17 protein-coding genes, 1 tRNA gene and 1 pseudogene are annotated in these 12213 nt (G+C 61.4%); 6 read left to right on the top strand and 13 right to left on the bottom strand.

Annotated elements, in window-relative coordinates; genetic code table 11:
- The first annotated feature begins 129 nt into the window (after positions 1-129).
- Both AC1DQ3_RS31550 and AC1DQ3_RS31545 read left to right on the top strand, forming a co-directional pair.
- Positions 130-594 carry a hypothetical protein gene (locus AC1DQ3_RS31550; protein WP_477124049.1) on the top strand — a complete coding sequence of 155 codons (465 nt, stop codon included), beginning with the start codon at positions 130-132 and terminating at the stop codon, positions 592-594.
- A 153-nt stretch (positions 595-747) separates the two neighbouring features.
- On the top strand, positions 748-1344 hold the full coding sequence (locus AC1DQ3_RS31545) for a C40 family peptidase (RefSeq protein ID WP_477124074.1): 597 nt from the start codon (positions 748-750) through the stop codon (positions 1342-1344).
- A gap of 84 nt (positions 1345-1428) precedes the next feature.
- Here AC1DQ3_RS31545 and AC1DQ3_RS31540 read toward each other — a convergent pair whose 3' ends face one another.
- From AC1DQ3_RS31540 to AC1DQ3_RS31505, 8 genes are all read right to left on the bottom strand, one after another.
- A complete protein-coding gene (locus AC1DQ3_RS31540; protein ID WP_477124048.1) occupies positions 1429-2439 on the bottom strand; it encodes an inorganic phosphate transporter in 1011 nt (336 codons plus the stop codon).
- A gap of 13 nt (positions 2440-2452) precedes the next feature.
- Positions 2453-3079 carry a DUF47 domain-containing protein gene (locus AC1DQ3_RS31535; protein WP_477124047.1) on the bottom strand — a complete coding sequence of 209 codons (627 nt, stop codon included), beginning with the start codon at positions 3077-3079 and terminating at the stop codon, positions 2453-2455.
- 222 nt (positions 3080-3301) lie between these two features.
- Positions 3302-4693, bottom strand: a complete 1392-nt coding sequence (locus AC1DQ3_RS31530; protein ID WP_477124046.1) for a replicative DNA helicase — start codon at positions 4691-4693, stop codon at positions 3302-3304.
- Positions 4694-4921: 228 nt separating this feature from the next.
- Complete coding sequence (gene rplI, locus AC1DQ3_RS31525; RefSeq protein WP_477124045.1) at positions 4922-5374, bottom strand: 50S ribosomal protein L9; 453 nt, start codon at positions 5372-5374, stop codon at positions 4922-4924.
- A gap of 31 nt (positions 5375-5405) precedes the next feature.
- Positions 5406-5684 carry a 30S ribosomal protein S18 gene (gene rpsR / locus AC1DQ3_RS31520; RefSeq protein WP_477124044.1) on the bottom strand — a complete coding sequence of 93 codons (279 nt, stop codon included), beginning with the start codon at positions 5682-5684 and terminating at the stop codon, positions 5406-5408.
- Between the two features lie 3 nt (positions 5685-5687).
- The gene (gene priB, locus AC1DQ3_RS31515; RefSeq protein ID WP_017228959.1) at positions 5688-5987 is read right to left on the bottom strand and encodes a primosomal replication protein N; all 300 of its coding nucleotides are present in this window, start codon (positions 5985-5987) and stop codon (positions 5688-5690) included.
- A gap of 77 nt (positions 5988-6064) precedes the next feature.
- The gene (gene rpsF, locus AC1DQ3_RS31510) at positions 6065-6439 is read right to left on the bottom strand and encodes a 30S ribosomal protein S6 (RefSeq protein WP_006163598.1); all 375 of its coding nucleotides are present in this window, start codon (positions 6437-6439) and stop codon (positions 6065-6067) included.
- A 101-nt stretch (positions 6440-6540) separates the two neighbouring features.
- On the bottom strand, positions 6541-7539 hold the full coding sequence (locus AC1DQ3_RS31505) for an asparaginase (RefSeq protein WP_477124043.1): 999 nt from the start codon (positions 7537-7539) through the stop codon (positions 6541-6543).
- A gap of 208 nt (positions 7540-7747) precedes the next feature.
- Here AC1DQ3_RS31505 and lexA point away from each other — a divergent pair, with 208 nt between their 5' ends.
- The 3 genes from lexA to AC1DQ3_RS31490 all read left to right on the top strand — a co-directional run bounded on the left by lexA (position 7748) and on the right by AC1DQ3_RS31490 (position 8934).
- On the top strand, positions 7748-8404 hold the full coding sequence (gene lexA / locus AC1DQ3_RS31500; RefSeq protein WP_477124042.1) for a transcriptional repressor LexA: 657 nt from the start codon (positions 7748-7750) through the stop codon (positions 8402-8404).
- 110 nt (positions 8405-8514) lie between these two features.
- Entirely contained in the window at positions 8515-8685 is a 171-nt protein-coding gene (locus AC1DQ3_RS31495; RefSeq protein WP_477124041.1) for a hypothetical protein, read from the top strand.
- A gap of 173 nt (positions 8686-8858) precedes the next feature.
- Positions 8859-8934, top strand: a tRNA-His gene (locus AC1DQ3_RS31490).
- A gap of 134 nt (positions 8935-9068) precedes the next feature.
- On the opposite strand, the gene AC1DQ3_RS31485 is transcribed toward AC1DQ3_RS31490, so the two are convergent.
- Both AC1DQ3_RS31485 and AC1DQ3_RS31480 read right to left on the bottom strand, forming a co-directional pair.
- Positions 9069-9359, bottom strand: coding sequence for a BrnA antitoxin family protein (locus AC1DQ3_RS31485; RefSeq protein WP_477124040.1), 291 nt, complete (start codon positions 9357-9359; stop codon positions 9069-9071).
- Positions 9343-9613, bottom strand: a pseudogene (locus AC1DQ3_RS31480) (BrnT family toxin). The gene AC1DQ3_RS31485 and the pseudogene AC1DQ3_RS31480 overlap by 17 nt, the downstream one beginning before the upstream one ends.
- 65 nt (positions 9614-9678) lie before the next feature.
- Between AC1DQ3_RS31480 and AC1DQ3_RS31475 the strand changes: the two are divergent.
- Entirely contained in the window at positions 9679-10317 is a 639-nt protein-coding gene (locus AC1DQ3_RS31475) for a hypothetical protein (protein ID WP_477124039.1), read from the top strand.
- 360 nt (positions 10318-10677) lie between these two features.
- On the opposite strand, the gene AC1DQ3_RS31470 is transcribed toward AC1DQ3_RS31475, so the two are convergent.
- The 3 genes from AC1DQ3_RS31470 to AC1DQ3_RS31460 all read right to left on the bottom strand — a co-directional run bounded on the left by AC1DQ3_RS31470 (position 10678) and on the right by AC1DQ3_RS31460 (position 11958).
- On the bottom strand, positions 10678-11028 hold the full coding sequence (locus tag AC1DQ3_RS31470; protein ID WP_477124038.1) for a hypothetical protein: 351 nt from the start codon (positions 11026-11028) through the stop codon (positions 10678-10680).
- Positions 11029-11339: 311 nt separating this feature from the next.
- On the bottom strand, positions 11340-11588 hold the full coding sequence (locus tag AC1DQ3_RS31465) for a hypothetical protein (RefSeq protein WP_477124037.1): 249 nt from the start codon (positions 11586-11588) through the stop codon (positions 11340-11342).
- Between the two features lie 91 nt (positions 11589-11679).
- Positions 11680-11958, bottom strand: a complete 279-nt coding sequence (locus AC1DQ3_RS31460) for a hypothetical protein (RefSeq protein WP_477124036.1) — start codon at positions 11956-11958, stop codon at positions 11680-11682.
- Positions 11959-12213 lie beyond the last annotated feature (255 nt).

The following is a 12213-nucleotide window of genomic DNA, read 5'->3' as shown; positions in this document are numbered from 1 at the left end:
CAGATTTGCCTGCCGGTCGTCGTGGCCTGGCATCAAAGTATCCGGAGCGCCCGCCATTTCGGCACCCTGCGTGCCGGCGACTGGCGGGCGCTTTTTTCTCTGCGGCTTGTTGAATCGATGGAGACATTGATGGACAACCACCTGCACCACCAACTGGCGCCCGCCAGGAAGGCCACGCCATTGCGCCTGGCGCTAGCGCGCAGCATCGGCATCGCAGCGTTCTCGTCGTTTTCGTCGTTTTCGTTATTCCCGGCCCCTGCGCTGGCGGCCGACGAGATGGTGATCCGCACCATGGGCCCGGTCAGCTACGTTTGCGGCGGCATCGCCGCGGACGAACAGCAAGGACTTGCCGCGCAGCAGAAGAACTTCAATATGGGCGTGCTGTTCACCCAGGGCGAGCGCGGCGAATACCTCGCCGATGTGGCCGTGCGCATGACGCGCGAAGGCCACGAAGTGGCCAGCTTCACGGCGACCGGCCCGAAGTGCCTGATAAAGGCCCCGCAAGGCAGCTACAATATCGAAGCGACTTATAAGGGTCAGACCAAGTCGGTCAATGTGAGCACGGGCACGTACGACGCGCAGCTGCGCTGGTAAGCCACCACGGAGCGGCGTCCAGCTGAGCCGCCCCGCTCTCGCCACGGCACCTGACCCGGAATCGAATCGAGACGGATGCCACCGCGCCAGAAAGCCCATACCGGAAGTCCCGTGCCGTGCCTGGCCGCAGCCTTCCAGAATGCCCGCCTGCCCATGCTTTGCACGGCGGCGCTGCTGCTCGCCGCCTGCGCCTCAACGCCGCCTGCGCGCTTTGGCACGCAGTCCCGGCCCGCGGGTACCTCCATGGTGGATCCCAGCGCCGGGCTCGAAGAGGTCTCCATCCAGGCCATGTCCCTGGTTGGCACGCCTTATCGCTATGGCGGGAATACGCCCGACTCCGGCTTCGACTGCAGCGGCCTGGTCCGCTATGTCGTGTTGCGTGCCGCCAACGTCGACCTGCCGCGCACCACCGAAGCCATGGGCGGCCGCGGCGTCGCGCTGGAGCGCGGCCAGGTGGCTTCGGGCGATCTCGTCTTCTTCAATACGACCGGCCGCGCCAATTCGCATGTCGGCATCTATGTCGGGCAGAACCGCTTTGTCCACGCGCCCTCCACCGGCGGCACGGTGCGCCTCGAGGACATGACAAAAAGCTATTGGGCCTCGCGCTACAACGGCGCCCGCCGGGTCGCGACCGCGCTTGACCAGACGCCCGCCCCTGCCGCGCCGGCGGCTTCACCGGCGCAGCAGCCGTCGGTTGCGCCCAGCGCGCCGGTGGACGACGACCCGATCGCCGCCTTCGCAAATCGCTGATCCATTGTTCAAGCGGGTCACGATAAAAAAACCAGGCATTGCGCCTGGTTTTTTGTTTGCCTGGTCGAGCCGGAATTCGACAGCTCAAAGTACGTGCAGCCCAACCCACCATGCGATGGCCGCCATAAAGGCGGAAGCCGGAATGGTCAGCACCCAGGCCCAGACGATGTTACCAGCCACGCCCCAGCGCACCGCCGACATCTTGCGCACCGAACCCACGCCGACGATGGCGCCCGTGATGGTGTGGGTGGTCGACACCGGCACGCCCAGCGCTGAAGCGATAAACAGCGTGATGGCGCCACCGGTTTCCGCGCAGAAGCCGCCCACCGGCTTGAGCTTGGTGATCTTCTGGCCCATGGTACGCACGATGCGCCAGCCGCCGAACATGGTGCCCATGCCGATCGCCACGTAGCAGGAGGCGATGACCCAGATCGGCGGCTCCGCGCCGCCCTGCGCCACATGCCCGCTGGCGATCAGCAGCATCCAGATGATGCCGATGGTCTTCTGCGCGTCATTGCCGCCGTGACCCAGGCTGTAGAGCGAGGCCGAGACCAGCTGCAGCCGGCGGAACCAGCGGTCGACCCGCGATGGCGGCGTGCGGAAGAAGGTCCAGCTCACGACCACCATCATCAGCGAGCCGAGCAGGAAGCCCAGCAGTGGCGAGATCACGATAAAGGCCACGGTCTTGAGCAGGCCGCCGCCAACCAGCGCACTGGTACCGCTCTTGGCCACCGCTGCGCCAACCAGGCCGCCGATCAGCGCGTGCGAGGAGGACGAGGGAATGCCGTAGTACCAGGTGATCAGGTTCCAGGCAATGGCCCCCATCAGGGCACCGAAGATGACATGGTGATCGACGATATTGACATCGATCGTACCGGTACCAACCGTGGCTGCCACCTTGAGGTGGAAGATAAAGATGGCCACCACATTGCACATGGCCGCCATGGCCACCGCATGGTGCGGCTTGAGCACGCCCGTCGATACCACCGTGGCAATCGAATTGGCGGCATCGTGAAAGCCGTTCATGAAATCGAACAGCAAGGCCAGCGCCACCAGCAAGCCGATGACCCACAGGCTCATTTGTATTGTTTGCATGCCGATTTGTGCCTCAGGCGTTTTCCAGGACGATGCCTTCGATGATGTTGGCGACGTCCTCGCACTTGTCGGTGATGGTTTCCAACTGCTCGTAGATTGCCTTCAGCTTGATCAGGCGCTTGACGTCCGTCTCGTCGCGGAACAGCTTGGACATGGCCGCGCGCATCACGCGATCGGCCTCGGATTCGAGCTGGTCGATCTGCTGCGCCGTCTTCAGTATGGTGCTGGCATTGCTCATGTCGTCGAGCAGGCCAACCGCGATCTTGACCTGGTCGCAGCACTGCACGCAGATGGAGGCCAGCTTGCGCGCCTCGTCGGTGAGGCTCGTCACGTCATACAGCGAGATGGTTTCCGCCACGTCTTCCATCAGGTCGAGGATGTCGTCCATGGTGGTGATGAGCTTGTGGATCTCGTCCCGGTCCAGCGGCGTGATAAAGGTCTTGTGCAGCAGGTCGATGGTGTCGTGCGTGATGCGGTCGGCCTTCTTTTCAGTGGCCTGCACGCGGCGCGCATGCGCCTCGGCATTGGGCAGGTCGTTGACCAGCACTTCCAGCTCGCGGGCGGCGGTCACCGCGCAATCGGCATGCTGGTTGAAGTATTCGAAGAACTTGCCCTCGGTGGGCATGAATCGGCCGAACATGGAATGTTCCTTGTCGAAGCGCGGGGGCGCCGCGGGTTATTGCTGAAAGGGGCAGGGACGCATTGCATGACAGCCGCGCGAGGGCGGCTGTCATCAAAACGTAATATTTTACAGGTAGACGAGCAAAAGCCGAGGGGCTTTGATACGGCTTTGATACGCAGCGCGGGCAACCGCCGTCGGGCGGCCTGCCACAATGCCCGGCGAGCCGCGCCGGGAGTGGCTTCAGGTATCGTTGTCGAAGAACGCGGGGCCGCCGCTGAAATTGTCAAACTTGGTGAACTGGCCCAGGAAGGTCAGGCGCACGGTCCCGATCGGGCCGTTACGCTGCTTGCCGATAATAATTTCGGACGTGCCCTTGTCCTGCGAATCCGGGTTGTAGACCTCATCTCGGTAAATAAACAGGATCACGTCGGCATCCTGTTCGATAGCGCCGGATTCGCGCAAGTCGGACATCACCGGGCGCTTGTTGGGCCGCTGTTCCAGGCTTCGATTCAGCTGGGAGAGCGCGATCACCGGGCAGTTAAGCTCCTTGGCCAGCCCCTTGAGCGAACGCGAGATTTCCGAGATTTCGGTCGCGCGGTTTTCACCGCCGCCCGAACCCGACATCAGTTGAAGGTAGTCGATGATGATCAGGCCAAGCTGGCCGCATTGGCGCGCCAGCCGGCGCGAACGAGCGCGCAGCTCCATTGAACTCAGCGCCGGGGTTTCGTCGATGAACAGCTGGGCATCGTTCATGCGCTGGATGGCATGGGTGAGCCGCGGCCAGTCTTCGTCAAGCAGCCGGCCCGTACGCAGGCGGTGCTGATCGAGACGGCCCACCGAGCCGAGCATACGCATGGCCAGCTGCGTACCCGCCATTTCCATCGAGAACACCGCCACCGGCAGGCCCTGCTCCACCGCCACATGCTCGCCGATATTCAGCGAGAACGCGGTCTTGCCCATCGAGGGGCGCCCTGCGACGATGACCAGGTCGCCCGCCTGCATGCCGCTGGTCATGCGGTCGAGGTCGATAAAGCCCGTGGGCACGCCAGTCACGTCGGTGCTTGAGTCGCGGTGGTACAGCTCGTCGATACGCTCCACCACCTGGGTCAGCAGCGGCTGGATCTCCTGGAAACCCTTCTGCCCGCGCGAGCCCTCCTCGGCAATGGCAAACACCTTGGATTCGGCTTCGTCGAGCAGCTCCCGCACCTCGCGCCCCTTGGGGGCGAAGGCCGCGCTGGCGATATCATCGGCCGCCGTGACCAGCTTGCGCAGTACCGAGCGCTCTCGCACGATCTCCGCATAGCGGCGGATATTGGCCGCACTGGGCGTGTTCTGCGCCAACGAATTCAGATAGGCCAGGCCGCCCACCTCTTCCGCCTTGCCCGCGACCTGCAGCGCCTCGTAGACGGTGATGACGTCGGCGGGCTTGGTGGCGGCAATCAACCGGGAGATGCTCTGGAAGATCATCCGGTGATCGAAGCGGTAGAAATCGGCTTCGTTCAGAAAATCGGCGATACGATCCCAGGCGGCATTGTCCAGCAGCAGGCCACCCAGCACCGATTGCTCGGCCTCGATGGAATGCGGCGGTACCTTGAGATTGTCTAGTTGGGGGTCTGCGACGGGCGCGTTCATGGGAAGCCATTATAAAGGTCGCCGCCAGCGAGCCGGAGGAGAATTCTCAGCTACCTTCCGGCGGCTTCCCGGCAAGTGACGGTGGGAAAACCGGCCCTGTGGCAATGATGCCAACCAGCGTGGCGACCAAACAAAAAAGCAGGAGCGATTGGCTCCTGCCTTTTTGTTTGGCCCGGCGTCCGGCCCCAGCCAGCCCGTGGGCAAGCGGGAACCGGAGCAAGGCAATGCTTAGACGTGTTCGCCCAGGACGGAAACCGTCACGTCGACCAGCACGTCGGTGTGCAGCGAAACGCTGACCGGATGGTCGCCGACGATCTTCAGCGGGCCAACCGGCAGGCGCACTTGCGCCTTCTCAACCTTGAAGCCTTGGCCAGCCAGGGCTTCAGCGATGTCGGCGTTGGTCACCGAACCGAACAGGCGGCCGTCCACACCCGACTTCTGGGTGATCTGCACGGTCAGGCCGTTCAGCTTTTCGCCTTCGGCCTGAGCCGCGGCCAGCTTCTCGGCAGCTGCCTTTTCCAGTTCGGCGCGCTTGACTTCGAACTCGCTGATCGCGGTCTGGGTAGCACGGCGGGCCTTCTTGTTCGGGATCAGGAAGTTACGTGCGTAACCGTCCTTCACGCGAACGATGTCACCCAGGTTGCCCAGGTTGATGACTTTCTCAAGCAGAATAATTTGCATCGTGTTTTCTCCTTAACGGACCTAGGGCCGATCAGTTCTTGTGCAGGTCGGTGTAAGGCATCAGCGCGAGGAAACGCGCGCGCTTGATAGCCGTGTCGAGCTGACGCTGATAGTGCGCCTTGGTGCCGGTCAGGCGGGCCGGCGTGATCTTGCCGTTGTCGCCGATGAAATCCTTCAGGGTGTCCAGATCCTTGTAGTCGATCTGATCCACGCCAGCCACGGTGAAGCGGCAGAAGCGCTTACGCTTGAACAGCGGGTTTTGCTGTTGGAAGCGCTTCTTGTTCTTGTTGTCACGTTTGACGAATGCCATGATTCAATCCTTTTCGAATGCTTTACATCCAGTGATGTGAAAGACGAGAGCCTTGCTGTTGCGGTGCTTGCGGGCCAGGAATCCTTCGCAGTCGAGCATCGCGCCGAGCGGGGTACGCTCAAGCCGCTGGCCGATCTGACCGATTCCCATGGCGGCGATGGCGAACTCCACCTGCCTGGGCGTTTGCGCCTCGACCGTCTCGCCCGCGTACTGCAGGATGCAGTTGACCACGGGGACCCCGGCCGGGGTGTAACGCAAGGCATCGCGTTCCGCGAGCGTTGCGCAGAGCCTCAACTGGTTCAACGCACTCTCCCGCACCGATGCCCGCACTTGCCGCCGCGGCGTTCAACGCCCACGGCAACCACAACAACAGTCCGCACTTAGGCGGCCTGGACTTCGCTGGTCTGTTGCGCGGCCTTGCGGGCTTCTTCGCGCTGCACTTCCTTCATCATCGGGGACGGTGCGGTTTCGGCTTTCTTGGTCTGAACGATGAGGTGGCGCAGCACCGCGTCGTTGAACTTGAACGCGTGTTCGAGTTCAGCCAGGGTTTCCTTGCCGCATTCGATGTTCAGGCAAACGTAGTGAGCCTTGGCCAGCTTCTGGATCATGTAGGCCATCTGACGGCGACCCCAGTCTTCCACGCGGTGGATCTGGCCTTCCTGCGACGTGACCAGCGTTTTGTAACGCTCGATCATGGCCGGAACTTGTTCGCTCTGGTCCGGATGGACGATAAATACGATTTCATAATGACGCATTGACGCTCCTTTTGGATAAGCCGCCCGGGCGCCAAGTCCGGTGCAGCAAGGTTGGATAGCCTTAAAGTATAGCGTGCTTTCGGCCTCGGGGGCAAGTTGCCTCAGTTTTCGGTAAACAGCGCCTGCAATGCCGCTGGATCCTTCGCCAGCCCGCGCGACGCCGCCAGGGCCAGCATCAGCAGCACGCGCGCCTTGTATGGGTTGAGGTCACCGGCCGAAACGAAGACACCCGAGGCCGGGCGGGGAGGTGCCGGGATCGCCACGTGCCCTGCCCCGGTGCGCGAACTGCGCACCACGGCCACCCCCGCCCCGGCAGCATCCACCAGCGCATCGACCAGCGACTGGTGAACCGATCCATTGCCGGCGGCGGCCACGACCAGCCCCGACACGCCTGCCTGCGCCAGGGCATCCACCACCAGCCGGCCAGGCTCCGCATAACTGGCAAGGATCTCCACCTGCGGCCAGGCGGACGGCACTGCCCAGGCCCGGGCCGGCAAGCGCCGGGGCGTGCGCACGAAACGAACCAGGTCGTCCTGCACAAATCCGATCGGCCCCGCCAACGGCGACGCAAAGGCATTGACCGCGGACGTATGCCCTTTCACCGCATCCCGCCCGGCATGAATTTCCTGGTTGATCACCAGGAGCACGCCCTTGCCCGCCGCGTCAGCGTTAGCGGCCACCCGCACCGCATCGAGCAGGTTCAATGGACCATCCGCCGACAGGGAAGTCGAAGGCCGCATCGCCGCCGTCAGCACCACCGGCACCGTGCCCACGCATGCCAGGTGCAGCAGCATTGCCGTCTCCTCCAGCGTATCGGTGCCATGGGTAATCACAATGCCCGCCACATCCGCTTGCGCGGACCAGAACGCGACGCGCTCGACGAGGCGGGACCAGAGCGCGAACGACATGTCCTTGCTATCCACCTGCGCCACCTGCTCCGCCTCGATCCGGGCCACCGCGCCAAGCGCCGGCACCGCATCGAGCAGCGCCGTCACAGGTACCGTGGCCGCCTGGTACTTCGCGCTGCTGGCGGCATTGGATGAAGAACCGGCAATGGTGCCACCGGTGGCGAGCACAACGACGCGAGGCAGGAGAGACATGGCGAATGAAAGGTTTAACGGGAAGCGGAAAAGAGGCTTCGGGTGCCGCAAATTGTAACGCCCACACTCGCGCCACGCGGCACCGGGAGTCGCGTCCGGCGCACCTGTCGATAGGCAAACTCCCAAAATTCCCCTTGCACTTCACTCGATACTGTATAAAATCACAGCATACTGTTTAAACATACAGTGCCTCCAAACACCGGCGACCATGGCGACCCTGACACCGCGACAGCAGCAGATTTTCGACCTGATTCGCAGCAGCCTGCAGCACACGGGCTTCCCGCCCACACGCGCCGAGATAGCTGCCAAGTTCGGCTTCTCATCGCCCAATGCTGCAGAGGAACACTTGCGGGCCCTGGCCCGCAAGGGCGTAATCGAACTCACCCCCGGCGCCTCACGCGGCATCCGACTCAAAGTATCGCGCAGCGACTCCGAGCTGCCGGACCAGTTCTCGCTGCCATTGGCCGGTGTGATGCAGCTGACACTGCCACTGGTGGGGCGCGTCGCGGCCGGCAGCCCCATCCTGGCTGCCGAGCATATCGACCGTCAGTACCAGGTGGACGCCTCGGTATTCGACGTACAACCGGATTACCTGCTTCGGGTACGTGGCCTCAGCATGCGGGACGCCGGCATCCTCGATGGCGACCTGCTGGCGGTCAAGCGCGCCAGCGAAGCCGCGAATGGCAAGATCGTCGTTGCGCGCCTGGGTGACGACGTCACCGTCAAGCGTCTCAACCGCCGCGGTGACTCGATCGAACTCATTGCCGAGAACCCCGATTTCCCCAGCATCATCGTGCACCCCGACCGCGAAGAGTTCTCACTGGAAGGTATCGCTGTCGGCTTGATCCGACCCGGTGCCTTCTGACGAAAGCGGCTGCGGCGGGCAAGCCCCGAATCACGCCGACGCCCGATTGTGCCAACGCCGCCCGCTCGTCGGGCACCGCTAACTGTTGTTGCAAGTCACCAGGTATAGCCATGCTGCCAGCCAACCGCTTCTCCGCCCGCCGTCCCGTCAAGCCCGTCCCGTTCCGCCAATCCAAAGGCGTACGCATCTACCAGGGCGCGCAACGACGCACCATGGTGGGCAGCATGGCCGCTATCTGCCGCATGCTTGAGCTGGAGGAGTCGGCAAAGGTTTTGCTGTAAGCGGTTGCAGTGACATCTGTGACATTTRCAGGCGTGAGTCGAGGACTTCATCAGTTGAACTCGCACCACCATGCAGCGCAGGAAAAAATTTGTGCAGAGTACTAGCCATCTTTCATTTAGCATTGTATGATCTTGTTCTTCGTTGTTCGGCACGTAGCTGAACAACCTCTACGGTGGCTGTAGCTCAGTTGGTAGAGTCCAGGATTGTGATTCCTGTCGTCGTGGGTTCGAGTCCCATCAGCCACCCCAAGAATTTGCTTTGCAAAACAGCGACTTAGCCAAGTCGCTGTTTTTGTTTGTGCGCCTCAAGGCGGAGCTTGCGCGCCATACCGTCGCCGAACTGAACGCGATCCCGGATTGATCGAGATTTTTGGAATTTGATCCTATTGGGGCAGCAGGTCGTGCTCTCTCGCGTATTCCCGCAGTGCATCGTTCATCTTCGTCTGCCAGCCTTCCCCCTGGGCGCGGAAGGCATCAACAACGTCCACGTCGTAACGCACTGAGACAAGCACTTTGCGCGTTTCACTGCGCGGGCGGCCCCGCTTCCCTAGCGCCTTCATCTTCTTGAAGTCCTCGGCTGGCACCTCGTAGGTGTCCGGGTCGGCGGCGATCCCGCGGTTGATTGCCGCATCCTCTTCATCCGTCGGCATGATGATCTTAGGCTTGCTCGACATACGCCTTTACCTCTCGTCTGTTGGCGCGGCGCAGGCTGATAACGTGCATCGCATCACCCCGCTGCGTGAACACTACGCAATACAGCCGCTGGTCAATAACACCGAACCCGATCTCACGGAAGTTCGCGATAGTCGTGGCGCGTATCCGGATAGGCCATCACTGCTGACCAGTCCAATTCATGGGCCAATTCTAATGAGATGCCGTGTTTGGCGCGGTTGGATTCACTCTTGGCCGCGTCGTATGTGATGTCCATATAAATTAGTGTAGCTACACAAAATAGATAGCACAGTTCTAGTCGTACGTTTCCCAGAAAAAACCTTGATCGAGGTCTCGCTCGAACTCGACAGTCCAGGACGTGCCGCTTCCAGCCGCGTAGTTCTGGCGGGCGCCAGTGAGATTTGCCGCGACGGTCACCTGGCGAGGAATGTCGTTTACGCCTTCTTTTGGCGGGCTGCTCTCGTCAAAGACGACCGTGAATTCTTCGCGGCTCCGGCCGTGCTTCTTGCATGCCGACTCGAAGTCTTCTTGCTCGTCCACCGGCAGTTCATCGAAGAGCTTCTGACCCATGACATCTCCCAGCAACTTGCGCGATCCTGCCATGACCAGCACCTGAGCACGCAGACCATCGAAGGCAAGCCCAGCGCCATCCCCTCTGACGGCGAGGAGTACCGTTATCGCATCTGGCGCGAGTGGGATACCGGCAAGGCGATTCCTGAAGCTTTACTCATTTTTGAGATCCATCCCAAGGCCACCAGCCAACTCACAGTCAATGACACCGGCTGCATATGCGAAAAGCCATGCTTCCGCTTCCTCGGCCGTCTTGGGCGGCTGAATCCAGTCCGGCGTAAATCGAACTCCCACACTCTGATCCGAGCCGGAAATCTGCACCCGGCCAAAGTGTTCGCCAGCGTTGGCGCCATCGGGAATGACAAGCCTGACCTTGAACCCTTTGTATGACTGTTCTCTTTCGTGCATGCGAATCTCCAAGAATGTGAGATGACGATCCTGGGACGGCACCCATGCGATCCTCACCCGCTTCTTCGGCAAGATGGCCCCGGCTGCCCTGAAGACAGTACACGGCCGCCAGTTCCTGGATGCCGGCGCCAAGAGCGGCACTCCGGGCTACATGGGCTTTCGCGCCCTCGATCGTACGCGAATCGGAGACATTTCAACCCCAATTGGGGGATGCGCGCCCGACCCACTGATGTGACAGTATCGCCAGGCGCTCTTCACCATGTCCTGGTGTCGCCTAAAGCCCCTGCTCTCCCCGGCACGGGGCTTTTCTCCTTGTAAGCCCAAGGTCCCTTGCCTCAGCGATCACCGACTCGCCAATGCCCGAAGGAGTTTCTGCACCAACTGCTCATGTTGCTCCAACGCCTCATCAAGCGTGTAGCATCCATAGCTCTCGTTTTCCTCCCCCACCCTCCCAACAACGCGAGTCACGAACAGCGGCGTGTCCCTGGGCGCTGGCTCTGAGACCCCGCGGAAGCGGGTAGTGATCGCGATTCCGAAATCTTCCAGAAGCGTACGGCGGAAGATCAGTTCGTTCTCAGCCATCCAGCGCGACCACTCGCCCTGGTCGATTACCTGGACGGGCCGGTTCTTCGCATCCAGGACATAGAAGCGGCTCCATCTGGGTGATCTGCGCGATTCCGATCGGGATCTCATTGGAGGATGATTGGCAAGACGTTCAGATTTTCCTAGTCGTCACTGTCAACGGTAGTCTGGTCAATTTCCCGTTTCGCGGTTCGATATGCATCATCTATCGCGATCTCTTCCGAAGGTGCAGGCTCCCGAACGTTTTGCCTGTGTCCGTGCCCACGGATGACATACGACCAGTCCCACCGGCCAGTCGCGAGCGCCTTTGTCTGGATGGAGATATCCCGTCCTTTGTACTTGAATTCCATATGTGCCACCCCGGATTTCGAAGGACCGTTGCATGCCGTGTGGCTGGCCCGGATGGTGATGCGGCAGGAGACTCAGTGAGCGACTGGGTTCGCCCGGCCTTCGTCAATCAGCTTCTCGGCGTAATTGCGCGCATGTTGCCACGCCTCGCCTTCCGAAAAGTACTGTCCGGGCACGGGTTCGTGCTCGAAGATCTTGATCGAGGTGCCGTCCGCCGCTTTTGCACAGATCGTCACCTCACCGTGCCACGGGCCGCCGGTTGGAGACGTTGCCGTAGCCTCGTACCAGTGATCTTTGTAGTACGTGAAGCCTTGGAGATCCATAGCCTTCTCCAGTTGTTCATGAGAATCGTAGCACGTCCGAAGGATGCAGAATCAGCTTCGCTTGCGCCGTGGTTCCCGCCCTTGGTTGGCACTAATCCGCGAGAGGATATCCAAATTCGCCGCGTTCCAGATCTCGCTCGAACGCTACCGTCCACGAGTAGTCGGTGGCCGCGGGATAGACCTGGGCGTCGCCTCCGAACACACGGGCAACGGTGACCTTCCGAGGAATATGAATCGATTCGCTGCTTGGCGAAACACCTTCTTCCGCGCTTACGTCGAAATCCTCTCCGACAAATCCATGCCGCGCGCAGGCGGACTCGAAGTCATCGCGTTCATTCTCAGGTAATTCGTGGAACAGCTTTTGAACCATGGCCATCTCCCAGAGTCTCGCGAGATCCTAGCATGACGACAATTCTTTGGATTTTAACGATCGCGCTCCTCACGACGAGTGGCGTATACGGCCTGTATCTCAGTCGGCGGCATTTTCGCCGCCGCAAAAGCAAAACCCCCCAGTACTTTCGTACTGGGGGGTTTCAAGGGAGAGCCTGGCGATTACCTACTTTCACACGGGTATCCGCACTATCATCGGCGTGGAGTCGTTTCACGGTCCTGTTCGGGATGGGGG

The organism is Cupriavidus sp. 01T418, from assembly GCF_056398885.1.
Note: the sequence above shows the minus strand (reverse complement) of the source record. Positions and strands in the feature narration are given on the sequence as shown.

Coding starts and splice junctions, on each gene's coding strand:
- AC1DQ3_RS31550 (WP_477124049.1), top strand. CDS start 130: ATGGACAACCACCTGCACCACCAACTGGCGCCCGCCAGGAAGGCCACG.
- AC1DQ3_RS31545 (WP_477124074.1), top strand. CDS start 748: ATGCTTTGCACGGCGGCGCTGCTGCTCGCCGCCTGCGCCTCAACGCCG.
- AC1DQ3_RS31540 (WP_477124048.1), bottom strand. CDS start 2,439: ATGCAAACAATACAAATGAGCCTGTGGGTCATCGGCTTGCTGGTGGCG.
- AC1DQ3_RS31535 (WP_477124047.1), bottom strand. CDS start 3,079: ATGTTCGGCCGATTCATGCCCACCGAGGGCAAGTTCTTCGAATACTTC.
- AC1DQ3_RS31530 (WP_477124046.1), bottom strand. CDS start 4,693: ATGAACGCGCCCGTCGCAGACCCCCAACTAGACAATCTCAAGGTACCG.
- rplI (WP_477124045.1), bottom strand. CDS start 5,374: ATGCAAATTATTCTGCTTGAGAAAGTCATCAACCTGGGCAACCTGGGT.
- rpsR (WP_477124044.1), bottom strand. CDS start 5,684: ATGGCATTCGTCAAACGTGACAACAAGAACAAGAAGCGCTTCCAACAG.
- rpsF (WP_006163598.1), bottom strand. CDS start 6,439: ATGCGTCATTATGAAATCGTATTTATCGTCCATCCGGACCAGAGCGAA.
- AC1DQ3_RS31505 (WP_477124043.1), bottom strand. CDS start 7,539: ATGTCTCTCCTGCCTCGCGTCGTTGTGCTCGCCACCGGTGGCACCATT.
- lexA (WP_477124042.1), top strand. CDS start 7,748: ATGGCGACCCTGACACCGCGACAGCAGCAGATTTTCGACCTGATTCGC.
- AC1DQ3_RS31495 (WP_477124041.1), top strand. CDS start 8,515: ATGCTGCCAGCCAACCGCTTCTCCGCCCGCCGTCCCGTCAAGCCCGTC.
- AC1DQ3_RS31485 (WP_477124040.1), bottom strand. CDS start 9,359: ATGTCGAGCAAGCCTAAGATCATCATGCCGACGGATGAAGAGGATGCG.
- AC1DQ3_RS31470 (WP_477124038.1), bottom strand. CDS start 11,028: ATGAGATCCCGATCGGAATCGCGCAGATCACCCAGATGGAGCCGCTTC.
- AC1DQ3_RS31465 (WP_477124037.1), bottom strand. CDS start 11,588: ATGGATCTCCAAGGCTTCACGTACTACAAAGATCACTGGTACGAGGCT.
- AC1DQ3_RS31460 (WP_477124036.1), bottom strand. CDS start 11,958: ATGGTTCAAAAGCTGTTCCACGAATTACCTGAGAATGAACGCGATGAC.